This is a genomic window from Actinoplanes sp. NPDC024001 (genome assembly GCF_040638955.1).
GTDB lineage: Bacteria > Actinomycetota > Actinomycetes > Mycobacteriales > Micromonosporaceae > Actinoplanes.
This window is the reverse complement of sequence record NZ_JBEZZB010000052.1, coordinates 18759-42365: the sequence shown is the minus strand read 5'-3', so window position 1 is coordinate 42365 and position 23607 is coordinate 18759. Positions and strand designations below refer to the sequence as shown.

Here is a 23607-nt window from a genome sequence, read left to right as displayed (position 1 = left end):
CGGCGGGTGCCGGTGTTCGTCGCTGTCGATCTGGGCGCCGAGAGCGGCCGGGTGGTCCGCGGATCGTTGCGCGACGGGCGGCTCACGGTCGAGGAACTGCACCGGTTCGTCAACCGGCCGGTCGCGGTGCCGGACGGCCTGCACTGGGATGTGCTGGCGCTGTTCGCGGAGCTGTCGGCCGGGATCGCCGCCGCGGCGGCGGCCGGGCCGGTCGACGGGGTCGGCATCGACACGTGGGGCAACGACTTCGGGTTGCTGGACCGGGCCGGCGGGCTGATCGGCAATCCCTGGCACTACCGTGACCAGCGGACCCGGTCGAGTGCGGATCTCATCGCGGCCCGGGTCGGCGCCGGGGAGATCTACCGGACCACCGGGACGGCTCCGCTGCCCATCAACACCGCCAGTCAGCTGGTCGCGATGGAGGACTCTCCGCAGCTGGCGGCCGCCGAGCGGCTGGTGCTGCTGCCCGACCTGTTCGGGTACTGGCTGACCGGGCGGCCGGTCACCGAGCAGACCATTGCCAGCACCAGTCAGCTCCTGGACGTGGGCACCCGCGGCTGGGCGACCGGCGTCATCGACAAGCTGGGCATACCACGCCGGCTGTTCGACTTCGAGGTGGTGCCGCCGGGCAGCGCGATCGGGCAGCTGCGGGAGCATCCGGACATCCCGTTGTGGGCGGTCGCCGGGCACGACACCGCCTCGGCCGTCACGGCTGTGCCGGCCGGTCCGGCGCCGTTCGGCTACCTGTCGTCGGGGACGTGGTCGCTGGTCGGCCTGGAGCTGGACGCGCCGGTGCTGACCGAGGAGGCCCGGCTGGCCGGCTTCTCCAACGAGGCCGGCGTCGACGGAACGATCCGGTTCCTGCGCAACGGGACCGGGCTGTGGCTGCTGCAGCGCTGCCGGGCCGCGTGGCGTTCGCCGACGTACGGTGAGCTGGTCGCCGCCGCGGAGCGGGCGCCCGGCTTCCAAGGGCTGGTCGACCCCGACGATCCGGCGTTCGTCAGCCCGCGCGACATGCCGGCGCAGCTGGTGGCTTCGTGCCGCCGGGCCGGGCAGCCGGTGCCGGCTGACCGGGCCGCCGTGGTGCGCTGCGTGCTGGACAGTCTGGCCTGCAAGCACCGCTGGAGCCTGGAGCGGGCCGAGCGGCTCGCCGGCCGGCGAGCCGAGGTCCTGCACATGGTGGGCGGCGGCTCGGCCAACCCGCTGCTGTGCCGGCTCACCGCCGACCTGACCGGCCGGCCGGTGCTGGCCGGTCCGGTGGAGGCGACCGCGGTGGGCAACCTGCTGGTGCAGGCCCGGGCGGCCGGTGAACTCGCTTCGCTGGGGGAGATCCGGGAGGTCGTGGCACGATCGTTGCCCCCGCGCCGGTACGAGCCGCGCCCCTCCGAGCACAGCGAGGCCGCCTACCGGCGTTTTTTGACGCTGCTCGACAGCAGTGACAAGTTCTGACATATTCTGCATCAGTCCTGGATGCAGCCCTGGAAGCGGAGGTGCGGGTTCGTGCTGATCGCCGAGCGTCGCCGGCGCCTGCTGGCCCATGTCCGCGACCACGGCTACGTGTCCTTCCGGGACCTGGCCGCGGCCCTCGGGATCTCCGAGTCGACGGTGCGCCGTGACCTGCGCGCGATGGCGGCGGACGGGCTGCTCGCGCTGACCCGCGGCGGCGCCGGTCCACGGCACGGACAGCCGCCGGTCCGGGCCGTCGCGCCGGCCGGGCCGAACGGCGCCGACCCGGTGTCCGGGCCGCGCGAGGCCATCGCGGCACGCGCCGCGGGCCTGGTCGCCGAGGGCAGCGCGGTGCTGCTCGGGCCGGGCCGCACCACCACCGCCCTGGCCCGCCACCTGGCCGCCTTCGACCAGCTCACGGTGGTCACCAACTCGATTTCGGTGACCAGCGCGCTGCTCGGCGCGCCGCAGGTCGACGTGGTGCTGATCGGCGGTGCCCTGCGCCGGTCGATCGGTGCCGCCGTCGGCCCGATCGCCGAGGCCGCGCTGACCGGCCTGCGTGGTGCCCAGGTGTTCCTGTCCGGCGAGGGAGTGACCGTGGAACGCGGGCTGACCACGCCGAACGTCTTCGCGGCGGCCACCGATCAGGCCCTGATGGCGGCCGGTCAGCAGGTGGTGGTGCTCGCCGATCACACCAAGCTGGGCCGCGAGACGATGTGCCAGACCGTCCCGCCGGAGCGCATCGACGTGCTGGTCACCGACCAGGCCGCCGACGGGGAGATGGTGGAGCGGCTCCGGGCGACGGGCATCGACATTCACGTGGCGTAGCGGCTCGACAACTATTGACAGAACTTGGCATATGGAGACTACGATCCGACCAAGTTCTCGGCAAAGCTTGTCATCTTGTGGCGCTGGTGGCTTCCTCTTCTGACCGCGGCGCCTGTCTGCCATGCCTAAGCGAAGCGAAGGAAGGCCGCCGATGCGTCTCATTCGTGGTGCCACCGTCATCGCCGTCCTCGCCCTGACCGCCGCCTGCACCAGGAGCGCCGGCGAGGGCGACACCCCCGAGGCGGGCGGGTCCGCCGCCCAGCAGGTTCAGGCCACCTCCGGAGCCGGCGGCTGCACGCCGGAGAAGTACAACGGCGGTGTCCCCGACCTCGACCTCAAGACCATCACGGTCGGCTTCGCCCAGTCGGAGAAGGAAGCCAACCCGTTCCGGATCACCGAGACCCAGTCCATCAAGGACGAGGCGGCCAAGCGGGGCATCAAGCTCATCACCACCAACGCCCAGTCCGATCTCAACAAGGAGATCGCCGACATCCAGGGCATGATCGCGCAGGGCGCCAAGGCGCTGATCATCTCGCCGCTCAACTCCGAGGGACTCGACCCGGCGCTCAAGGCCGCACAGGACGCCAAAGTGCCGGTGATGACCATCGACCGGCTGCTCACCACCAAGAAGCCCTGCGTGGACTACCTGGGCTGGATCGGCTCCGACTTCGTCGTCCAGGGCCAGCGCGCCGCCGACGCCATGATCAAGGCGACCGGCGACCAGGGTGAGGTGGCCATCCTGCTCGGCGCCTCCGGTGTCAACGTGACCGTCGACCGCACCAAGGGGTTCAAGGACCAGCTCGTCGCCAAGAACTCCCAGCTGAAGGTCGTCGCCGAGCAGACCGGCGACTTCACCCGGGAGAAGGGCCAGAAGGTCACCGAGCAGCTGATCTCGGCGAACCCGGGGATCAGCGCGATCTACGCCGAGAACGACGAGATGGCGCTCGGAGCGGTGGCCGCGCTGAAGGCCGCCGGGAAGAAGGCCGGCGACGTCAAGATCATCACGATCGACGGGACCAAGGGCGCGGTGCAGGGCATCATCGACGGCTGGATCGCCGGCGTCATCGAGTCCAACCCGCGGTTCGGGCCGCTCGCCTTCCAGGCCCTGGAGGACTTCTACAGCGGCAAGGGCGTCGTCGAGAAGACCATCATCTCCGACAAGGAGTACACGAAGGAGAACGCCCAGTCCGAACTCGCCAACGCGTACTAGGCCACCCCGTGATCGAGGTCAGATCCGTACGCAAGCACTTCGCCGGGGTGCGCGCGCTCGACGGTGTCTCACTGTCGCTGCACGCCGGCGAGGTGCACGCGCTGGTCGGCGAGAACGGCGCCGGCAAGTCCACCCTCATAAAGATCATCACCGGGGTGTACCGGCCGGACGTGGGCGACCTGCGCTACCAGGGCGAACCGGTCGCCTTCGCCAGCCCTCGCGACGCGCAGGCCGCCGGGATCAGCACCATCTACCAGGAGGTCAACCTGGTGCCCCTGCGCAGCGTCGCCGCCAACCTGTTCCTCGGCCGTGAACCGGTCAACCGGCTCGGCCTGATCGACTACCGCCGGATGCACCGGGCCGCCCGCGAGATCCTCGCCCGTTACGGCATCACCGTCGACGTGCGCGGACGGCTCGGCGAACTCGGCCTCGGCGTCCAGCAGATGATCGCCGTGGCCCGGGCCCTGTCCACGGACGCCCGCGTGGTCATCATGGACGAACCCACCTCGTCACTGGAACCCCGCGAGGTCGACCTGCTGCTCGGCGTCGTCGCGATGCTGCGCGAGCAGCAGGTCGCGGTGCTGTACGTGACACACAAGCTCGACGAGGTGTTCCGGGCCTGCGACCGGGTCACCGTGCTGCGCGACGGCCGGGTCGCGCACAGCGGCCCGGTCGCCGGCACCACCCGGCTGCGGCTGGTGGCCACCATGCTCGGCCGCGACATCGACGAGGTACGCCGCCACGGCGCCACCACCTTCGGCGACGAGCAACGCGACGTGACCGGCACCCCGCTGCTGCACGCCGAACGGCTCACCCGCCGACCGCTGCTCGACGAGGTCAGCGTCGACGTGCACGCCGGGGAAGTGGTCGGACTGGCCGGGCTGCTCGGCTCCGGGCGTACCGAAACGGCCAAAGCGGTCTTCGGCGCCGACCCGGTCGACGCCGGCTCCGTCAAGGTCGGCGGCCGGCGTGCCCGGCGCTGGTCGCCGGCGGCGGCCATCCGGGCCGGCCTCGGCATGGTGCCCGAGGACCGCAAGGCCGAGGGCCTGATCGGCGACCTCTCGGTCCGCGACAACATCGTGCTCGCGGCGCTGCCCCGGCTCACCGTCGCCGGGTTCCTCTCCGAGCGGCGCCAGGCCGCGCTCGTCGACACCTTCGTCAGGCGCCTGCAGATCAAGATCTCGCACCCCGGCCAGAAGGTCCGCGAGCTGTCCGGCGGCAACCAGCAGAAGGTGCTGCTCGCCCGGATGCTCTGCCTGCACCCGAAGGTGCTGATCCTGGACGAGCCGACCCGGGGCATCGACGTCGGGGCGAAGGCCGAGATCCAGGCCCTCATCGACGAACTCGCCGAGCAGGGACTCGGCGTCCTGCTCATCTCCTCCGAGCTGGAGGAGGTGGTCGAGGGCGCCGACCGGGTGCTGGTGCTGCGCGACGGCGCGGTGGTCGGCACGTTCCGCGGGGACGAGGTCAGCGAGGACCGGATCATGCGGACCATCGCCAGGGCCGCGGAGGAGGACGATGACTGACCTGCGTACCGCGCTTCCCCCGCGTACCGAAATGGTGGCCTTTCTCCAGGTGGCCGGGGTCTACCTGGCCATCGCCGCGCTGCTGGCCTTCAACCTGGTGTTCACGCCCAACTTCGCCACCGTGACCAACCTGCGGCTGCAGCTCGTGCAGGTCGCGCCGGTCGCCATCGTGGCGATCGGGATGGCTCTGGTCATCGCGACCGAGGGCATCGACCTGTCGGTCGGCGCGACCATGGCGATCACCGCGGCGCTGCTGCCGCTGTATCTCGGCTACGGCGTGGGGGTGGCGATCGTGATCGCGCTCGCCGCCGGGCTCCTGGTCGGCCTGGTCAACGGGACGCTGATCGCGTTCGCCGGCATGCAGCCGATCATCGCGACGCTCGGCCTGCTGGTGGCCGGGCGCGGACTGGCGCTGGTCTTCGCCGACGGCCGCCTCACGGAGATCTTCGACCCCACATTGGACACGCTGGGCAACGCCTCCGTCCTCGGCGTACCGATCAGCGTGCTGCTGGCGCTGGCGATCACCGTCGCGGCCGGCGTCGCCGTGCACCGCACCGCGTTCGGCCGCCGGCTGCTGGCGACCGGCGGCAACCGGGCCGCCGCCACCCTGGCCGGCCTGCCGGTCAAACGGACACTGGTCACCGTCTACGTGCTCAGCGGCTTGCTCGCCGCGACCGCCGGCCTGCTCACCACCGCCCGGCAGGGCGCCAGCGACCCGTCGTTCGTCGGCCTGCTCATCGAACTGAGCGCGATCACCGCCGTCGTGGTCGGCGGCACCCCGCTGTCCGGGGGCCGGGTCCGCATTCTCGGGACACTGATGGGAGCCCTCCTGATGCAGCTCATCACCGCGACCGTGATCCAGCAGAACCTGCCCGACTCCGCGGCCCGCATGATCCAGGCCGGCATCATCGTCGCTGCCGTCTACGTGCAGCGGGGCAGGGGCGCGGCATGACCATGGTGGCGGCTCGGGCCGAGGTGAGCACCCGCGAACTGCGCTGGCGCCCGGATCGGGCCGGCGCGCCGATCGTGCTGGCCCTGGTCCTGATCGGCGGATCGCTGGTGTTCGGCGACAGCTTCGCCAGCGGGCAGAACCTCGGCAACATCGCGCTGGACAGCTCCTACCTGCTACTGATCGCCACCGGGATGACCTTCGTCATCATCAGCGGCGGGATCGACCTGTCGGTCGGGTCGCTGCTGGCGCTGGCGGGGGTGCTCACCGCGTACGGCGCGCAGTGGGGCAGCGCGGTGGCCGTCGCCCTGCCGCTGGTCGTCTGCGCGGTCTTCGGCCTGGTCAACGGCCTGCTGATCGGCCGGGCGAAAATCGCCCCGTTCATCGTCACGCTCGCCGCCCTGCTGTTCGCCCGCGGGTGTGCGTTCGCCGTTTCCAGCGAGGGCAACACGGTGCACATCATCCCGGCCGACCTGCTGCTCACCCGCCTCGGCCAGGCCGGCTGGCTCGGCCTGCACGCACCCGTCTGGATCGCGCTGGCCGCCTTCGGCCTCGGCTGGTTGCTGCTCAACCGGACCCGGTTCGGCCAGGCGGTCTTCGCGATCGGCGGCAGCCAGGAGGCGACCGAGCTGATGGGCCTGCCGGTCGCCCGGGTCCGGACTCTGGTGTACGTGCTCAGCGCCGTCCTCACCGGCGTCGCCGGTGTCCTCATCGCCGCGCAGACCTCCTCCGGGCTGCCGACCATCGGTGAGGGCCGGGAACTGGAGGCGATCGCCGCGGTGGTCATCGGTGGCACCCTGCTCACCGGCGGGGCCGGCTCGCTGAGCGGGACGCTCGCCGGCGTGCTGCTGCTCAAGGTGATCCAGAACCTGATCAACCAGGTCGGCACGCTCACCTCCTACTACCAGCAGGTGGTCAGCGGCACCTTCCTGATCGTGGTCGTGCTGGTGCAGTCGCGGCTCGCCCGCCGGAGGCGGCGGTGAACCGCCCGGCGCGCTTCGCCCCCGGCGTCGCCCGGCGCGCCCCGGCGGACACGGCCCCGGTTCGGGTGGCGGTCGTCGGCACCGGCGAATGGTGGGGCCGCCAGCACGCCGAACTGTTCGCCCGGCGCGACGACACCGTGCTGGTGGCCGTCGTGGGCCGCGACCCCGACCGTACCGCTGCCCGGGCCCGCGAGGCCGGCACCCGCGGCTATACCGACATCGACGAGATGCTGGACCGCGAACACCCCGAGCTGGTGTCGGTGTGCCTGCCGAACGAGGGCCACTTCGAACCGACGCTGCGGCTGATCCGCGCCTCAGTGCCGCTGCTGGTGGAAAAACCCCTGGTCTTCGACCTGGAGCAGGCCGACACCCTGGTCGCTGAGGCAGCCTCCCGCAAGCTGTTCGTGGGGATCAACTTCAACCATCGGTACGCCAAACCGGTACGCCTCGCCGCGGCAGCGATCGCTCGTGGCGACCTCGGCCGGCTGGCGTTCGCGACGTGGCGCTTCGGCGGTGAGGCGGGTACCAGCCGGCACCCGCACGCCAATCTGATCGAGACCCAGTGCCACGGCCTGGACATGCTGGAACACCTGTGCGGCCCGATCGCCTCGGTGATGGCGCAGGCCGCCGACCCGAGCGGCGCCGGCTGGTCCACCATGGCGGTCGCGCTGCGGTTCGCCAACGGCGCGGTCGGCAGCCTGGTGGGCAGCTACGACTCGTCGTACGCCTACCCCGACACGCACGTCGTGGAACTCAACGGCACCGCCGGGCGGGTCCAGATCCACGACACGGTACGCCGGTACAGTTTCCAGGCCGCCGGCGACGAGACGGCCCGGGTGTGGCAGGCCGGCTACTTCAACGACCTCGACCGGGACTTCCACGCCACGTTCGACGCGCACGTCGACGCGTTGCTGCCCGCTCTGCGCTCCGGCGCGGAACCCCCGGTGCCGGCCACGGCAGGACGGCGGGCGCTGTTTCTGGCGACCGCGGTCATCCGCTCGTTCGAGACCGGTCAGCGGGTGACCACCGGATGAAGATCAGCACCGGCCGGCGTCCCATCGTGGCGGTCCCGCCGTGGGCACGCACGCCGGCCCTGATGGTTCAACCCTGACTCGAGGATCACTCTCGGTTTTCCCTGCGTAACGCGAGGAAATCCTGCTCACCGACGAGCTGATCACCGGAGGGACCATGCACAGGACGATGATGGCGGCCGCCGCGGCGGGACTGCTGCTCGCGGCGGGTGGATGCGCCACAGCGACGGCCGGCGAGCCGAGCGCCGCGCCGGCAACGCCCCCGCCCACCGTGGCACCGAGCCCCACCGATTCCGCGACGACCGCGGCGCCGGACCCCGCCACCTCACGAACAGCCACGGCGCCCCGGACCACCGCCACCCGGACCCCGGCACGCCCGGCCGTGGAACGCTGCCTCACCAGGAACCTCAAGGTCACCGACGACGCGGACGACGGCGGGGCGGCGGCCGGGCACCACATCGAGTTCCTGGTCTTCGAGAACACCGCCGGCTTCTCCTGCACGCTCACCGGCTTCCCGGGCGTCTCCTTCGTCGCCGGCGCCGAGGGCAGGCAGGTGGGCAGCGCTTTTCTTCGCACCAACGCCACCAGGCGGACGGTCACCCTCACGCCGGGAAGCCGCGTGCACGCGGCGATCCTGATCGCCGACTACCGCAACGTCGACACCGCCACCTGCAAGCCGGTGCGGGTACGCGGCTACCGTGTCTACCCGCCGAACGAAACCGCCGCCGTCTTCGTCCCGGCGCCGCAAACCGCGTGCTCGGCGCCGAATCAGGCAGCCGGCCAGGTCAACCCGGTAGCACCCGGCACATCCGGCGCCTGACCACCGCCCGCAGATCCGTCACGGCGGCGTCGCGCCCGGCGCCTGGCCGCCGCTCGCAGATCCGTCACGGCGGCGTCGCGCCCGGGCGCTGCCTGACGGGCGGCGTGCTCGTGCGGCGCGAGCGCCGGCCCGGTCAGCTTCGGTCGGGGGTCCAGGCCAGCACGCCGTCATGGACGGTGGGGCGCTCGGTCGCCCAGCCGCCGAGGAACGGGTAGTCCCGCGGCAGGCGCGTCGCCCGGCTCACCCGTTTCTGCCCCAGGGCATCCAGGGTGTCGGCGAGCAGGTTCTCCATCGAGTCCCAGCTCGCGCACCAGGGCCCCTCGACCATGTCCCGGTAGAAGACCGTCCCGAAGGGACGCCGCCGGCGAGTGTCGTACACCAGGAAGTAGCCGCCGAAGTCGGTGGCGAAAGGGATCCAGGCTTCGTGCCAGATCCGGCCGCGTGTCTCCGGCGCCCGGCGCAGCACGGTCAGGCACACCGCCGCGTCGGCCGCGATTCCGGCGGCGTCGCGCAGGTGAAACCCGCCCATGAAGGAGAAGCCCGGTCCCACCGCGGTGTTGTCGGCGCCGTTGTGGCGACCCAGGCACGCCACCAGCTCAGCGGGTAGCTCCAGGCCCAGCTGACTCTCCAGCCAGGCCACCGTCGAGGCGTCCGCCGCAGGGTTGAGCGTGGCGAAGGTACGCGGCGCGTTGGCCCGCAGCCACTCCTCAAGCCCTCTCCACAGCTCACCGGTACGTGCCGTCATCGGACCGCATCAATCGCAGTGCTCGAACGGGCTCGCGTAGGTGGCCGTTCCCACCGAGCCGCCCCACTTCACGCAGGTGGCGGCGGCCGCGGCGCGGACCGGGCCGGCGTAGTAGGCGAACGAGCCGCTGTCGGTCACCCGGCTCTTGCCCTTGACCTCAAGATATGCGGTCGTCGCGGTCTTCTCACCGACCGACGTGGTCTTGAGCGTGACCACGCAGTTCTTGCCGCTGCTGGCCTGGTAGAGCAGGTAGACGCGGCCTTTGACCGCGCCCGAGGCCTTCAGCGCGGCTGAGTCGATCACCTGGTAGCCGCTGCCGCAGACCTGCGCCGCGGTGTACGGCTGGGTCGGTTCCGCCCCGGGCGGCGTCGTCGTCGGGGCCGTGGTCGGCTCGGTCGTGGGTGTGCCGGTCGTCGCTGTCGTTCCCGGTTCGGGCGCCGGGGGAGTGGTGGCGGCGTCGGTCGGCGTGGTGGTCGTCCCCGGCTGGACCGAGCGGCCGCCGGCCGGTGCCGGGGACGAGGGCCGCGTGGTGCCGTTCGGCTTGGCGGTCTTGCCGCCCTTGGACTTGCTGGGTTCGGCGGCCGGGGCTTCCTCCCGCACCGGCACGTCCTGTCCCGCGGCCTGGGCCGACGGCTGCTGAATCTGCGCCTGGCTGCCACCGCCGGACGACTGGTTGGCGAGAACCACACCGGTACCACCAAGGGCGAGCACGGCGGCGCCGGCTACAACAGCGAGCAGCTTCTTCCGCCGCCGCTTCGCTTCCTGCGCGGAGGCATCGCCCGGCGAAAAGACCGCGGCCCCGAACGCCGCCTGCCCCGGTGCCGCCGAGCCGAAGGCCGCCCCAGGCTGCCCCGGCGCCGCCGAGCCGAAAACCGCTCCAGGCTGACCGGGCCTAGCCGAACCAAAGGCGGCTCCAGGCCGGCCGGGCACCGCCGACCCGTACACACCGGACGCGGGACGGACCGAAGCAGGCGCGGAAGCGGCCGCCCGCGCCGCCTCAGCCAGCGCCGCGGCGCTGGGGAAACGCTGCCCCGGCTCCCGGGCGAGAGCGCGCAGCACCACCGCACCCACCGCCGGCGGGACATCCTCCGGCATAACCGGCGGCTGGCCGTGCACCAGCTGGGCGAGCACCGCCAGCGGGTTGTCACCCACATACGGCGGCCGGCCGGCCAGGCAGCTGAAGGCGACCGCACCCAGGGCGTACACGTCGGTGGCGGCCGACACCGGCCGGCCTTCCGCCTGCTCCGGCGCCATGTAGTGCGCCGAGCCCATCACCACGTTGGTGCTGGTGATGCCGGTGACACCGACCGACCGGGCCACGCCGAAGTCCACCAGCACGATCGCCCCGGCCGGGCGGACCAGCAGGTTGCTCGGTTTGACGTCGCGGTGGATGATGCCGGCTTCGTGGGCGGTCTGCAGGGCTTCGGCCACCTGCGCGACCAGGGTCATCGTCTCGGCGGGACCGAGCCGGCCGGCCTGCTGGATGCGTTTCGCCAGCGGGGTGCCCTCGATGTACTCCATCACCAGGTAGTCGAGGCTGTCGTTGCCGACGGCCGCGTTCTCGCCGTAGTCGTAGACCTGCACGATCCCGGGATGGCGCAGCGCGGCCATCATCCGCGCCTCGGTGCGGAACCGGGTGATGAACTCCTGGTCGGCCATCAGCGCGGGCAGCAGCACCTTGACCGCGATCTCGCGGTGCAGCAGCAGGTCGGAACCGCGCCAGACCTCGCCCATGCCCCCGGCTGCGATCCGCTGGGTCAGCTGGTAACGGCCATTGAGGACGATCCCTGGGGAAAGCACCGGATCATGCTAGTGGGCGTGCCCCGCATCGCCTGCCTTTGATCCATCAGGCGAGACCGGCGGCCGCCGCGAGGCGCTCGACGTGCTGGGCGGGGGAGCCGAAGAGCTGGGCGCAGGCGTACGCCCGGCGCAGGTACAGGTGGGCGTCGTGCTCCCAGGTGATGGCGATCCCGCCGTGCATCTGCACCATTTCGGCGGCTACCGCCCGCAGTGTCTCGGAGCAGCAGACCTTCGCGACCGAGGCCAGCGAGGAGGCCTCCGGGGCGCCGGCGACCAGCGCTTCGGCGGCGGTCCAGGAGGCCGAGCGGGCGGCTTCCAGGCGTACGTGTGCTTCCGCCAGCCGGTGTTGCAGCACCTGGAACGAACCGATCGGCCGGCCGAACTGATGCCTGGTCTTGACGTAGTCGAGGGTGAGTTCCAGGGCGCGCGCCGCGGCGCCGACCTGTTCGGCGCTGAGCGCGACGCAGCCGATGTCCCCGAGTGTGGGCGTCGAGTCCGTGCCGAGCCGGCGGGCGTGCGCGCCGTCGAGCCGCACCGTGCCCAGCCGCCGGGTCAGATCGATCGACTCCTCGGGTTCGCGGCTGACAGCCGCGGCATCCACTTCCCACAGCGTGTCCCCGGCGCAGAGGATCACCACGTCGGCCTCGGCCACGTCCGGCACATGCCGCACCTCGCCGCTCAGCGAGTCACCGGCCGGCGGTACGAAGCCGACCGCGGCGATCAGGTCCCCGGCGCAGATCCCCGGCAGCAACCGCGCGCAGGCCTCCTCGTCCCCGGACCGCACCAGCGCCTGCCCCGCCAGCACCGCCCCGAGCATCGGCACCGGCGTCAACCCCCGCCCCAGCTCCTCGAACACCACGCAGGCTTCGAGCAGCCCCGCCCCCGCCCCACCGAACCGCTGCGGCACGGCCAGCCCGGCCACCCCGATCTCCTTGCAGAGCCGCCCCCACAGCCCGGCGTCGAAACCCGCCCGCGCCGGATACCCCTCCAGCAGCCCCCGCACCGCTTCGCGCAGGGCTTCGCGTTCCTCGTTCACGCCGTTGCCTCCCCTGACGAAAGCTCCGCCATCACCCGTTCCCGATGCCGCGCCGGCGTGCCCCACGCGAGGCTCAGCGCCCGCACGCTGGTCAGCCACCGGCCCAGCCCGTGCTCCCGCGTGTAGCCGATCGCGCCGTGCACCTGCAGCGCCGCCCGGGCCGCCCGGTGCGCCGCCTCCCCGCACGCCACTTTCGCCGCGGACACGTCCACCGCCGCCCCGGTCACCGCCGCCGCATGGAGCAGCGGCCGCGCGAACTCCAGCCCGACCGCCACATCCGCCAGCCGGTGCCGCACGGCCTGGAACGCCCCGATCGGCCGGCCGAACTGGGTGCGCTTGCGCGCGTACCCGATGGTGGTTTCCAGAAGGGCGCGCCCCGCGCCCAGCAGCTGGGCCGCGCTGACCAGCGCGCCCACGTTGACCGCCCGCGTGACGGCGCCGGCGGCGCCGCCCGCGAGAACCCCGGCGGGGGAGACCTCGGTCAGGCGCCGCCCGCTGTCCATCGAGGGGTACGAGGTCCCGCCCCGCCCCGCCCACACCGTGTGCCGGCCCGCCAGCAGAATCAGCCCGGCCGTCTCCGCGCCGACGGCGAGCGGCTGCCACGGCGGCGCCGCCATGGTCGCCGTGATCCGCCCGGCCGCCAGTTCCGGCAGCCATTTCTCCGCCGGCCCGTCCTCCGCGAGACCGGCCAGCAGCGCTGGAACCGCCCCGATGGATTCCGCGACCGCTCCCGGCAGCGCATGATGCCCGAGCTCTTCGGCGACCACCACGAGGTCCGCGAGGCTCCCGCCGAACCCACCCCACCGCTCCGGCACGATCAGCCCGGCCACACCCAGCTCGGCAAGCCGTTCCCAGTCGAGGGAGGCGGACAGCGCTTCGTGCACCGTCGCCGCGAACGCGACCTGCTCCGTGCTCGGCGCCAGCCTCATCGCGGCAGCCCCAGCACCCGCTGCGCCACGATGTCCCGCTGGATCTCGTTCGTCCCCGCGTAGATGGGCCCCGCCAGCGAGAACAGATAGCCCGAGGTCCACTCCGGAGTGATCTCGGCCCGCGCCCCCAGGACCTCCAGCGCGGTCTCGTGCACCGCCACGTCCAGCTCGGACCAGAACAATTTCGTGGCGCTGGGCGGCGCCGGCGTGTCGATCGACGCATAGGCCCGCATCCGGTACGCCCGCGCCCCGATCCACGCGTCCACCACCCGGTCCCGCAGCGCCGGATCCTTCTCTTCCTGCCACAACGCGACCAGACGCTGCGCCGCGGCCGTGAACCGCCCCGGCCCTCGCAGCGAGAATCCCCGCTCGTGCCCGGCCGTGCTCATCGCCACCCGCCACCCGTCCCCGGGCGTCCCGATCACGTCCTCGTCCGGCACGAAGACCTCATCGAAGAAGATCTCCGCGAACCCCGCCGACCCGTCGATCTGCCGGATCGGCCGCACACTCACCCCGTCGGCCCGTAGATCCACCATCAGATAGCTCAGCCCGCGGTGCCGCCCCGCCGCCGGATCACTGCGGAACAGCCCGAACGCCCGGTCCGCCACCGCCGCCCGCGAACTCCACGTCTTCTGCCCGCTGACCAGCCACCCGCCGTCGACCCGATCCGCCCGCGACCGGATCGCCGCCAGATCGCTGCCGGCCTCCGGCTCCGACCACGCCTGCGCCCACACCTGCTCGGCACGGGCCATCGGCGGCAGGATCCGCGCGCACTGCTCCGCCGTCCCGTGCGCCAGCAGGGTCGGCGCCAGCAGGAACAACCCGTTCTGTCCGATCCGCGGGGGCGCCCCGGCCGCGTAGTACTCCTCATCGAAGATCAGCGCGCGCAACGGTGGGGCCGCCCGCCCGCCGTACTCCACCGGCCACGACACCGCCGCCAGACCGGCGTCAGCCAGGCTCCGCTCCCACTCGCGACCCTCCGAAGCGCCCGGCGCGTTGCGCGCCAGCCACTCCCGCACCTCGTTCCGGAACGCGACCGCCTCCGCGTCCAGCTCTAGATTCACCGTGCTGCCTTCTTCATCGCCTCCGCGTCCATGCCGGCCAGCGGATCCGCGCTGACCTCCGCATTGTGCGAGTGCGCCACATGGTGCAGCCCGAACACCGCGTCCATGCCGGAGCGCATCCCCATCTGGTCCTCGCACAGGTTCACCGCCCGCTTCGCGAGCGCCAAACCGAACGCCGGCATGCCGGCGACCCTCTCGGCCAGGGCGAGGGTCGCGCTCTCCAGGTCCGCCCGCGGCACCACCTGATTGACCATCCCGATCTCGTACGCCCGGCGCGCCCCGAATCGTTCCCCGGTGAACAGCACCTCCTTGGCCATCCGCGGCCCCAGCACCCACGGGTGGGCGAAGTACTCCACCCCCGGAATGCCCATCCGCAGCACCGGGTCGGCGAAGAACGCGTCCTCGGCCGCCACGATCAGGTCGCACACCCACGCCAGCATCAGCCCACCGGCGATGCACGCCCCCTGCACCATGGCGATCGACGGTTTCGGAATCTCCCGCCACCGCCGGCACATGCCCAGGTAGACCTCCATCTCCCGGGCATACCGCCGGTCCGCCCCGGCCCGCGACGTGTGGTCCCACCACTGCACGGCCCGCCGTTCGAACGACGTGTCCGCGTCCCGCTCCGGCGTGCCGATGTCATGCCCGGCCGAGAAGTGGTCACCCGCCCCGGCCAGCACGATCACCGCCACCTCCGGGTCGTCGACCGCCCGGCTGAACGCGTCGTCCAGCGCATACGTCATCGCCGAGTTCTGCGCGTTGCGATAGCGCGGCCGGTTCATGGTGACCAGCGCGACCGGGCCCCGCCGCTCGTAGAGCACCACCTCGCTCACCACGCCGGCTCCTGCCGCAGCTGGTACTTCACGACCTTGCCGGAGGCGTTGTGCGGCAGCTCCCGCCGCATCACCACGCTGCGCGGCACCTTGTAGCCGGCGAGCCGCTCCCGGCAGTACTGGATGACCTCGATGACCGACACCCCGTGTCCCGGCCGTGGCACCACATAGGCCCGGCCGATCTCCCCGAGCCGCTTGTCCGGCACGCCGATCACCGCCGCCTCGGACACGCCGGTCATCTCGGCGAGCACCCGCTCCACCTCGGCCGGGTAGACGTTGAACCCGCCGCAGATGTACATGTCCTTGAGCCGGTCGGTGATGGTCAGATTGCCGTGCTCGTCCAGCCGCCCCACGTCGCCGGTGTGCAGCCACCCGTCGGCGTCGATCGCCTCCGCGGTGGCCTGCGGATCGTCGAGGTAGCCGAGCATCACGTTCGGCCCGCGCAGCAGCACCTCCCCGTCGCTCTCGCTGATCCGCACCTGCATCCCGCCGGCCGCCCGGCCGCTGGTCGACGCCACGGTCCACAGGTCGTCGCCGGGCCGGCACATGGTCGCCACCACGGCCTCGGTCAGCCCGTACGCCGTCAGCACCGTGCTGAACCCCAGCTCCGCACGGATCCGCTCGACCAGCGCCGCCGGCACGGTCGCCGCCCCGGTCACCGCCAGCCGCAGCGACGACAGGTCGTAGGCGTCCCGGGCGTGATGATCGAGCAGACTCAGGTAGAGCGTCGGCGCCCCGGGCAGCACGGTGATCCGCTCCGCCGCGATGACCTCCAGGGCCCGCCGCGCGTCGAAGACCGGCAGCGGCACCACGGTCGCCCCGCTCAGCAGGCACGCGAGGATCCCTGCCTTCAACCCGAAACTGTGGAAGAACGGGTTCACCACGAGGTAACGGTCCTCAGGGGACAGCCCACCGAGCTCGGCCCACGTCGCCGCCACCCCGAGGGCCTGCCGGTGGGCGCTCATCGCCCCTTTGCTGCGCCCGGTCGTCCCCGACGTGAACAGGATGTCGCTGACGTCGTCCGGCGAGACGGTCGCCGCCCGGGTGTCCGCCTCGTCGGCCGGCACCTCGTCCGCCCGGGCCAGGAACGACTCCCAGTCCTCGGTGAGCCGCACCACCACCGGCGGCAGCTCCGCGCCGGTCGCCCGCAACGCCGCCAGCCGGTCGGCGCCCAGGAACGGCCCGGTCACCATCAGCGCACGAGCGCCGCTGCGGCCGATCACGTCGGCCGCCTCCACCCCGGTGTACCGCGTGTTCACCGGCACCAGGGTCGCGCCCGCGCAGCTCGCGCCGAGCGCCGCCAGCATCCAGTGCGACGTGTTCGGCGCCCACACGGCCACCCGGCCACCGGGGTCGATCCCGGCCGCGATGAACGCCCGGGCCACCCTGCCTACCTCGTCTCGCAGCTCGGCGAAGCTCCACCGCCCCACGCCCGGTTCCACCAGCGCGGGCGCCGGACCGAACCGTTGCGCTGCCTCCGCCACCGCCGCCGGGATGGTCGAGTCCATCCGGGGCCTCCTAGGAACAGGTGGTTTACCAAGCAAGTGCTTGGTCGGTAGGGTGAGCGTACGCGCGCTCCCGGAGGTGACGCCAGTGCAGGACGACGAGGCCTTCCGGCGGGAAATCAGGGACTGGCTGGCCGCCAACCTCACCGACGACGTGCGCGGCGCCGGCGGCCCCGGCCGGGAGAACGAGGCCTTCCCGCAGCGGCTCGCCTTCGCCCGGCGGCTCGCCGCCGCCGGCTGGACCACGCTGGCCTGGCCGGTGGCGCACGGTGGGCGCGGCGCCTCCCTCACCCAGCAAGTGATCTTCCATGAGGAGTACGCGAAAGCCGCCGCCCCCAGCCGCGTCGACCACATCGGCACCACCATGGTCGGCCCCACCCTGATGGACCACGGCACGCCCGCGCAGCAGCGCCGGTTCCTGCCCGCGCTGGCCGCCGTCGACGAACTGTGGTGCCAGGGCTATTCCGAACCCGGCGCCGGCTCCGATCTGGCCGGCGTCACCACCCGCGCCCGCCTCGACGGCGACCACTGGGTTCTCACGGGACAGAAGGTGTGGACGTCGCTCGCCCACGTCGCCGACTGGTGTTTCGTGCTGGCCCGCACCGAGCCGGTCCCGGACGGCGGCCCCCGGCATCGCGGCCTGTCCTACCTGCTGGTGCCGATGCGCCAGCCCGGCGTCACGGTCCGCCCGATCCGGCAGCTCACCGGGGACAGCGAGTTCAACGAGGTCTTCTTCGACGACGCCCGCACCGAGGCCGGCCTGGTCGTCGGCCGCCCCGGCGACGGCTGGAAGGTCGCCATGGCCACGCTGGCGTACGAGCGGGGAGCCGCCACCGTCGGCCAGCAGATCGGCTTCCAGCGCGACCTCGACGACCTGGTCGCGCTGGCCCGGCGCACCGGCGCGGCCACCGACCCGCTGCTGCGCGAACGGCTGACCCGCGCCTGGATCGACCTGACCGTGCTGCGCTCGCACACCCTGCGCTCGCTGTCCGCGCCACAGCCCCCGCCCGGCAACCCCTCGGTGGTCAAGCTGCTCTGGACCCGCTGGCGGCAGGGCCTCGGCGAGCTGGCGATGGACGTGCTCGCCACCGGCGGCGACGACCGCGACGCCGAGCGCTGGCATCGGCTGTTCCTGTTCAGCCGCGCCGACACCGTCTACGGCGGCTCCAACGAGATCCAGCGCGGCATCATCGCCGAGCGCGTCCTCGGCCTGCCCCGCCAGGCGCGACGGTGAACCCGCAGCCCCCGGCCGGTCGCGGACTGCTGACCGGCAAGGTCGTCGTGGTCACCGCCGCGGCCGGCGCCGGGATCGGCTCCGCGGTCGCCCGCCGCTGCCTCGACGAGGGCGCCCGCGTGGTGCTCGGCGACAGCCACGAACGCCGGCTCGGTGAGATCCGTGACCGGCTCGCCGACGCGTACCCGGCCCGGGTCTGGGCGATCCCCTGCGACGTGACCGACGAGGCCGCCGTTCAGCGGCTGATCAGCGGCGCCTGCGACCGGTACGGCCGCCTCGACGTCCTGGTCAACAACGCCGGGCTGGGCGGCGACCGCCCGGTGACCGAGATGACCGACGACGAGTGGGACCTGGTCCTCGACGTCACCCTGACCGGCACGTTCCGCTGCACCCGGGCCGCGCTGCGCCGCATGATCGCCCAGGGTGGCGGCGGCGCCGTGGTCAACAACGCCTCGGTGCTCGGCTGGCGTGCGCAGGCCGGCCAGTCGCACTACGCGGCAGCCAAGGCCGGTGTCATGGCCTTCACCCGGTGCACCGCGCTGGAGGTGGCGCGGCACGGCATCCGGGTCAACGCGGTGGCGCCCAGCCTCGCCGCGCATCCGTTCCTCAGCAGGGTGATCAGCGAGGAGGAGCTGGCCGTGCTGGCCGGGCGGGAGGCGTTCGGCCGGGCCGCGCACCCGTGGGAGGTGGCGACCGTGGTGGCGTTCCTCGCCAGCGACTACGCCTCCTACCTCACCGGCGAGTGCCTTTCGGTCAGCAGCCAGCATCCCTGATGCTCCAGAACCTGCGTCATCTGCATTTACTCAGGGGTTTTCATCTATGTTACGGATAAGTAGATTGTAACGCGTTCTACTGTGAGGAGGACGCGATGAAGCGGCGGTTCACAGGTGCGACACTCTTCGGGCTGGGGGTTCTCTGCCTGCTCGTGGCCGGCGCGCTGGCCTGGATCATCGTCCCGTCCCAGCGGAAGGTGCCCCTCGACCTGGTCCCGCCGGACACCGTCGTGGAGGCGACCAACGCCACGTTCGCCCAGGCCCAGTTGGGCCCGGACGGTGCGCCACAGCTCACCGTGGAGAACGCCGGCCTGCGTACGATCACCGGCATCAAACCGGACTTCGAGGCCGCCGCCGAACTCACCGGCGACCGGGCCGGCAATACGGTGATCTGGAACGTGTACCACGCCACTGACCGGACCGACACCGGCGCCGCGATCAACCGCTCGGAGAGCCGGATCGCCCTCGACCGCGAATCCGGTGCCGCCGTGTCCTGGGCTGGGCAGTGCCACAACGAGACCCAGGAGGACCCGGCGCAGAACATCGCCTGCGCGCCGGGCAACGTCGACTTCGAGGGCCAGCTCTACCTCTTCCCGTTCGGCACGCAGAAGGAGACCTACCTCTACTGGGACTCCGCCCTGCACGAGGCGCTGCCGATGCAGTACCAGGACGAGGAGGAGTACAACGGGCTGCCCACCTACCGGTTCCAGCAGGAGATCCCGGACCAGGTGATCGAGATGGAACCGCAGCAGCTCAGCGCCCTGCTCGGCTTCCTCACCCCCGGTTCCACCACCGGTTCGGTCACCTATCGGGCGACCCGCACCCTCTGGGTGGAGCCCGAGACCGGCGCCATCGTCGGATACCGCGAGCAGCAGCACCGCGAACTCGTGCCGACCGTCGGCACGCCGGTGGTCATCTTCGACGCGGACATGAGCTACGACCAGGCCACCCTCGAGGCGGTCCACGAGGAGGCGTCGAGCGGGCGCACCATGCTGCTGGTCCTCGGCGTCTACGTGCCGATCATGCTCGCCGTCGTCGGGGTGCTGCTGGCCGTGCTCGGCTATCTGCTCGCCCGCCGCGACCGCCGGCCACAGCGGCCCCTCCCGGCGTACGCCGCCGAGGAGCCCGAGACAACCCGAGCGCAGGCCTGAGCCGATCGTGCCCGCCACCCGGCACCGCCATGTCCTGTTCCTCAACTGGAGGGACACCCGCAACCCCGACGGAGGCGGCTCCGAGGTCTTCGTCGAACGGGTCGCCGCCGAACTCGTGGCGCGCGGCCACCAGGTTACCCTGCTCTGCGCCGCGCATCCCGGCGCGCCCGCCGACGAGACCCTGCCCACCGGCGTACGGGTGCTGCGGCGCGGCGGCTGGCGCACCGTCTACCTGTGGGCGTTCTGGACCTACCTCACCGGCGGTCTGCGGCCCGACCTGATCGTCGACGTCTGCAACGGCGTCCCGTTCCTGTCCCCGCTCTACGCCGGCTGCCCGACCCTCGTGGTCGTCCACCACGTGCACCGCGAACAGTGGCCGGTGGTGCTGCCCGGCTGGCGCGGCCGCCTCGGCTGGTGGCTGGAGTCCCGCCTCGCCCCGCGGGTCTACCGCCGCTGCCGATACGTCACCGTCTCCGAGGCGACCCGCGAGGAACTCGTCCGGCTCGGCGTCGGCCCCGAGCGCATCACCATCGTCCGCAACGGCGTCACCCCGGCACGCGGGGCGGACTTCCCGCGTACGCCGTACCCCAGCCTGGTCGTGCTCGGCCGCCTGGTGCCGCACAAGCGCGTCGAACTGGCCCTGCGCGCCCTGGTCGCGCTGCCGGACGCCCGGCTGGTCGTGGCCGGGCGCGGCTGGTGGGAGCCGGAGCTGCGGCGGCTGGCCGCCGCGCTCGGCGTCGCCGAGCGCACCGAGTTCACCGGGCACATCAGCGAGCAGTGCAAACACCGGCTGCTCGCGACCTGCTGGGTGGCGCTGCTCCCGTCGCTCAAGGAGGGGTGGGGGCTGACCATCCTGGAGGCCGGGCAGCGCGGCACCCCGACCATCGCGTTCCGCGAGGCGGGCGGGGTGCGTGACGCGATCGTCGACGGCCACACCGGGCTGCTCGCCGACGACCTCGACGACTTCGTCACGAAGATCCGCTGGCTGCTCTGGGACCATGCGGCACGGCGGCGGCTCGGCGCGGCAGCCCATGCCTACGCCGAGAATTTCACCTGGACCGAGTCGGGCCGCCGCTTCGCCCGGGTGGTGGACGAAGCAGCGGACCGGCCCCGTCAGCGGGTGCCGTAGAAGTCCGGCGGCACCGCCGGGTCCCCGTTGGACGTGTTGGAGGCGACCTCGGTGGCGCTCGGGTTGAGCGCGGCCATCATCGCCGTGACGCCGATGACCGCGAGCACGATCGCAACGATCGCACTCACCACGAGGCTCTTCACCAGTAGCATCCGAAACTCCTCACAGCCGCTCGATGATGCTCGCGGTGGACATCGCGCCACCCGCGCACATGGTGATCAGCGCGGTGCCGCTGCCCGACCGCTCCAGCTCGTGCAGTGCGGTGGTGATCAGCCGGGCGCCCGTGCTGCCGACCGGATGGCCCAGCGCGATCGCCCCACCATTGACGTTAACCCGGTCCGGGTCCGCGTGGTACACCCCGAGCCAGGAGAGAACGACGCTTGCGAATGCCTCGTTCACCTCGAAGATATCCACATCGTCGATTTTCATGCCTGCCCGGGACAGAACTCGCTCGGTCGCGCTGACCGGTCCGTCCAGGTGGTAGTAGGGTTCCGCGCCGATCAGGCACTGGGCGACGATCCGGGCGCGCGGCCGCACCCCGAGCTCGGCGGCCCGGTCCGCGTCCATCAGCAGCACGGCCGCCGCGCCGTCGGATATCTGCGACGAGGTGCCCGCGGTGTGCCGCCCGTCCGGCAGCACCGGCCGCAGCCCGGCCAGCCCCTCCAGCGTGGTCTCCCGCAGCCCCTGGTCACGCTTGACCCCGGCCACCGGGGTCACCTCGCGGTCGAACCGGCCCTGCGACCAGGCGCGGGCCGCGTTCGCCTGCGAGCGCACCCCGAACCGGTCCAGGTCGGCCCGGCTCAGCCCGCGCCGCTCGGCGATCCGCTCGGCCGCCACATACTGATTCGGCAGGTCCAGATCCCACGAGTCGGGGCGGGGCGAGCCCGCGGTGCCCAGATTGGCACGCAACGGCACCCGGCTCATCGACTCCACCCCGCAGGCGACGCCGACGCTGATCGCGTCGGCCGCGATCAACCCCGCGATCAGGTGGGCGGCCTGCTGGGCGGAGCCGCACTGCGCGTCGACGGTTGCGCACCCCGTCGCGTACGGCAGGCCGGCGTGCAGCCACGCGGTCCGGGTCACGTTGTTCGACTGCTCGCCGCCCTGCGTGACGCACCCGCCGATCACCTGCTCCACCACGGCCGGATCCAGCCCGGAGTGCGACAGCAGCGCGCGCTGGGTGGCACCGAGCAGTTCGGCCGCGTGCAGCCCCGACAGCCACCCGTCACGGCGGCCGATCGGGGTGCGGACCGCATCGACGATCACCGGTACACCCACGCTCGACTCCTTCTAGAACGTGTTCTTATCCTGAACCTACCATCCGGTACGAGGATCGTGTTTGAATCGGTAGAACCTGTTGCTGTAGGAGGAGCCGTGGCCGAGCCGCGCACCCGCATCGACTTCACCGATCCGGACATCTACGTCCACGGCATCCCCCAGGCCGAGTTCGCCGAGGCCCGCCGGGACTGTCCGGTCAGCTGGGTCCCGCAGCCCCGCGGCAGCGCCGGCTTCGACGACGACGGGTACTGGGCGGTCACCAGACACGCCGACGTGATGACCGTGTCGCGCGACAGCGACACCTACTCCAGCTGGGAGAACACCGCGATCGTCCGCTTCCAGGCGGACATGCCGCGCGACCGCATCGAGCTGCAGCGCTACGTGCTGCTCAACATGGACCCGCCGCAGCACACCAAACACCGGGCGATCGTGTCGCGCGGCTTCACCCCGCGCGCCATCAACAGCCTGCGCACCGCGCTGACCGCCCGCGCCGAGCGGATCGTCGCCGAGGCCGCGGCCTCCGACACCGGCGACTTCGTCACCGAGGTCGCCTGCGAGCTTCCGCTGCAGGCCATCGCCGAACTGCTCGGCGTGCCCCAGGACGACCGGCGCAACGTCTTCGACTGGTCGAACGCCATGATCGGCCAGGACGACCCGGAGTACCAGGCCACCGCCGACCCGATCGAACCCGCGATGTCCCTGCTCGGCTACGCCATGCAGCTGGCCGACGAACGCCAGACCTGCCCGCGCGACGACATCGTCACCACCCTGGTGAAGGCGGAGATCGACGGTGAGCACCTGTCCACCGACGAGTTCGGCTTCTTCGTGCTGATGCTCGCCGTCGCCGGCAACGAGACCACCCGCAACGCCATCTCGCACGGCATGCTGGCCCTGCTCGAACACCCCGACCAGTGGGAGCTCTACAAGCAGACCCGGCCGCGCACCGCCGTCGACGAGTTCGTCCGCTGGGGCACCCCGGTCAACTCCTTCCAGCGCACCGCCCTGCACGACACCACTCTCGGCGGCGTGCCGATCAGCGCCGGCCAGCGGGTGGCGATGTTCTACGGCTCGGCCAACTACGACGAGGACGTGTTCACCGACCCGCAGACGTTCGACATCACCCGCAGCCCCAACCCGCATCTCGGCTTCGGCGGCAGCGGCGCCCACTTCTGCCTCGGCGCCAACCTGGCCCGCCTGGAGATCGACCTCATCTTCAACGCGATCGCCGACCGGATGCCCGACATCACCCTGGCCGGCCCGCCCCAGCGGCTGCGCTCCGGCTGGATCAACGGCATCAAGCACCTCCCGGTCCGCTACCGCTGACCACAGGCACCCCG

The 23607-nt window shown here is 72.1% G+C and carries 22 protein-coding genes; 13 read left to right on the top strand and 9 right to left on the bottom strand.

What is annotated here, in order from left to right:
- The first annotated feature begins 6 nt into the window (after window positions 1-6).
- The 8 genes from AB0F81_RS21400 (at window position 7) to AB0F81_RS21365 (ending at window position 8793) form a co-directional block, all read left to right on the top strand.
- Window positions 7-1449, top strand: a complete 1443-nt coding sequence (locus AB0F81_RS21400; protein ID WP_360199810.1) for a rhamnulokinase family protein — start codon at window positions 7-9, stop codon at window positions 1447-1449.
- 51 nt (window positions 1450-1500) lie between these two features.
- Window positions 1501-2274: a DeoR/GlpR family DNA-binding transcription regulator gene (locus AB0F81_RS21395; protein ID WP_360199808.1), complete on the top strand. Its 774-nt coding sequence runs from the start codon at window positions 1501-1503 to the stop codon at window positions 2272-2274.
- Window positions 2275-2425: 151 nt separating this feature from the next.
- Window positions 2426-3484 carry an ABC transporter substrate-binding protein gene (locus tag AB0F81_RS21390; protein WP_360199806.1) on the top strand — a complete coding sequence of 353 codons (1059 nt, stop codon included), beginning with the start codon at window positions 2426-2428 and terminating at the stop codon, window positions 3482-3484.
- Window positions 3485-3492: 8 nt separating this feature from the next.
- Complete coding sequence (locus AB0F81_RS21385) at window positions 3493-5010, top strand: sugar ABC transporter ATP-binding protein (protein ID WP_360199804.1); 1518 nt, start codon at window positions 3493-3495, stop codon at window positions 5008-5010.
- Entirely contained in the window at window positions 5003-5962 is a 960-nt protein-coding gene (locus AB0F81_RS21380) for an ABC transporter permease (protein WP_360199802.1), read from the top strand. Before AB0F81_RS21385 ends, AB0F81_RS21380 begins: the two co-directional genes overlap by 8 nt.
- On the top strand, window positions 5959-6942 hold the full coding sequence (locus tag AB0F81_RS21375; protein WP_360199800.1) for an ABC transporter permease: 984 nt from the start codon (window positions 5959-5961) through the stop codon (window positions 6940-6942). The genes AB0F81_RS21380 and AB0F81_RS21375 overlap by 4 nt, the downstream gene beginning before the upstream one ends.
- A complete protein-coding gene (locus AB0F81_RS21370; protein ID WP_360199798.1) occupies window positions 6939-7976 on the top strand; it encodes a Gfo/Idh/MocA family oxidoreductase in 1038 nt (345 codons plus the stop codon). Before AB0F81_RS21375 ends, AB0F81_RS21370 begins: the two co-directional genes overlap by 4 nt.
- A 154-nt stretch (window positions 7977-8130) precedes the next feature.
- Entirely contained in the window at window positions 8131-8793 is a 663-nt protein-coding gene (locus AB0F81_RS21365) for a DUF4232 domain-containing protein (protein ID WP_360199796.1), read from the top strand.
- Between the two features lie 133 nt (window positions 8794-8926).
- Here AB0F81_RS21365 and AB0F81_RS21360 read toward each other — a convergent pair whose 3' ends face one another.
- From AB0F81_RS21360 to AB0F81_RS21330, 7 genes are read right to left on the bottom strand one after another with little or no spacing between them, the layout of a single operon-like run.
- Window positions 8927-9538 carry an SMI1/KNR4 family protein gene (locus AB0F81_RS21360; RefSeq protein ID WP_360199794.1) on the bottom strand — a complete coding sequence of 204 codons (612 nt, stop codon included), beginning with the start codon at window positions 9536-9538 and terminating at the stop codon, window positions 8927-8929.
- Between the two features lie 9 nt (window positions 9539-9547).
- Window positions 9548-11338 carry a protein kinase gene (locus AB0F81_RS21355; protein ID WP_360199792.1) on the bottom strand — a complete coding sequence of 597 codons (1791 nt, stop codon included), beginning with the start codon at window positions 11336-11338 and terminating at the stop codon, window positions 9548-9550.
- 46 nt (window positions 11339-11384) lie between these two features.
- Window positions 11385-12374, bottom strand: a complete 990-nt coding sequence (locus AB0F81_RS21350) for an acyl-CoA dehydrogenase family protein (RefSeq protein WP_360199790.1) — start codon at window positions 12372-12374, stop codon at window positions 11385-11387.
- Window positions 12371-13303 carry an acyl-CoA dehydrogenase gene (locus AB0F81_RS21345; protein WP_360199788.1) on the bottom strand — a complete coding sequence of 311 codons (933 nt, stop codon included), beginning with the start codon at window positions 13301-13303 and terminating at the stop codon, window positions 12371-12373. Before AB0F81_RS21345 ends, AB0F81_RS21350 begins: the two co-directional genes overlap by 4 nt.
- A complete protein-coding gene (locus AB0F81_RS21340) occupies window positions 13300-14367 on the bottom strand; it encodes an acyl-CoA dehydrogenase family protein (RefSeq protein WP_360199786.1) in 1068 nt (355 codons plus the stop codon). The genes AB0F81_RS21345 and AB0F81_RS21340 overlap by 4 nt, the downstream gene beginning before the upstream one ends.
- Window positions 14364-15200 (bottom strand): enoyl-CoA hydratase, encoded by an 837-nt coding sequence (locus AB0F81_RS21335; protein ID WP_360199842.1) that lies wholly within the window; start codon window positions 15198-15200, stop codon window positions 14364-14366. Before AB0F81_RS21335 ends, AB0F81_RS21340 begins: the two co-directional genes overlap by 4 nt.
- Window positions 15197-16708, bottom strand: a complete 1512-nt coding sequence (locus AB0F81_RS21330) for a FadD3 family acyl-CoA ligase (protein WP_360199784.1) — start codon at window positions 16706-16708, stop codon at window positions 15197-15199. The genes AB0F81_RS21335 and AB0F81_RS21330 overlap by 4 nt, the downstream gene beginning before the upstream one ends.
- Before the next feature lie 85 nt (window positions 16709-16793).
- Between AB0F81_RS21330 and AB0F81_RS21325 the strand changes: the two genes are divergently transcribed.
- The 4 genes from AB0F81_RS21325 to AB0F81_RS21310 all read left to right on the top strand — a co-directional run bounded on the left by AB0F81_RS21325 (window position 16794) and on the right by AB0F81_RS21310 (window position 20992).
- A complete protein-coding gene (locus AB0F81_RS21325) occupies window positions 16794-17939 on the top strand; it encodes an acyl-CoA dehydrogenase family protein (RefSeq protein ID WP_360199782.1) in 1146 nt (381 codons plus the stop codon).
- Window positions 17936-18712 carry an SDR family oxidoreductase gene (locus AB0F81_RS21320; protein ID WP_360199780.1) on the top strand — a complete coding sequence of 259 codons (777 nt, stop codon included), beginning with the start codon at window positions 17936-17938 and terminating at the stop codon, window positions 18710-18712. Before AB0F81_RS21325 ends, AB0F81_RS21320 begins: the two co-directional genes overlap by 4 nt.
- Before the next feature lie 95 nt (window positions 18713-18807).
- A complete protein-coding gene (locus AB0F81_RS21315; RefSeq protein WP_360199778.1) occupies window positions 18808-19863 on the top strand; it encodes a DUF3068 domain-containing protein in 1056 nt (351 codons plus the stop codon).
- Window positions 19864-19870: 7 nt separating this feature from the next.
- Window positions 19871-20992: a glycosyltransferase family 4 protein gene (locus tag AB0F81_RS21310; RefSeq protein ID WP_360199776.1), complete on the top strand. Its 1122-nt coding sequence runs from the start codon at window positions 19871-19873 to the stop codon at window positions 20990-20992.
- Here AB0F81_RS21310 and AB0F81_RS21305 read toward each other — a convergent pair.
- Window positions 20977-21144 carry a hypothetical protein gene (locus tag AB0F81_RS21305; protein WP_360199774.1) on the bottom strand — a complete coding sequence of 56 codons (168 nt, stop codon included), beginning with the start codon at window positions 21142-21144 and terminating at the stop codon, window positions 20977-20979. The genes AB0F81_RS21310 and AB0F81_RS21305 overlap by 16 nt on opposite strands.
- Before the next feature lie 10 nt (window positions 21145-21154).
- Window positions 21155-22270: a steroid 3-ketoacyl-CoA thiolase gene (locus AB0F81_RS21300; protein WP_360199772.1), complete on the bottom strand. Its 1116-nt coding sequence runs from the start codon at window positions 22268-22270 to the stop codon at window positions 21155-21157.
- Window positions 22271-22366: 96 nt separating this feature from the next.
- Here AB0F81_RS21300 and AB0F81_RS21295 point away from each other — a divergent pair, with 96 nt between their 5' ends.
- Window positions 22367-23593 carry a cytochrome P450 gene (locus AB0F81_RS21295; protein WP_360199770.1) on the top strand — a complete coding sequence of 409 codons (1227 nt, stop codon included), beginning with the start codon at window positions 22367-22369 and terminating at the stop codon, window positions 23591-23593.
- Window positions 23594-23607: the final 14 nt, after the last annotated feature.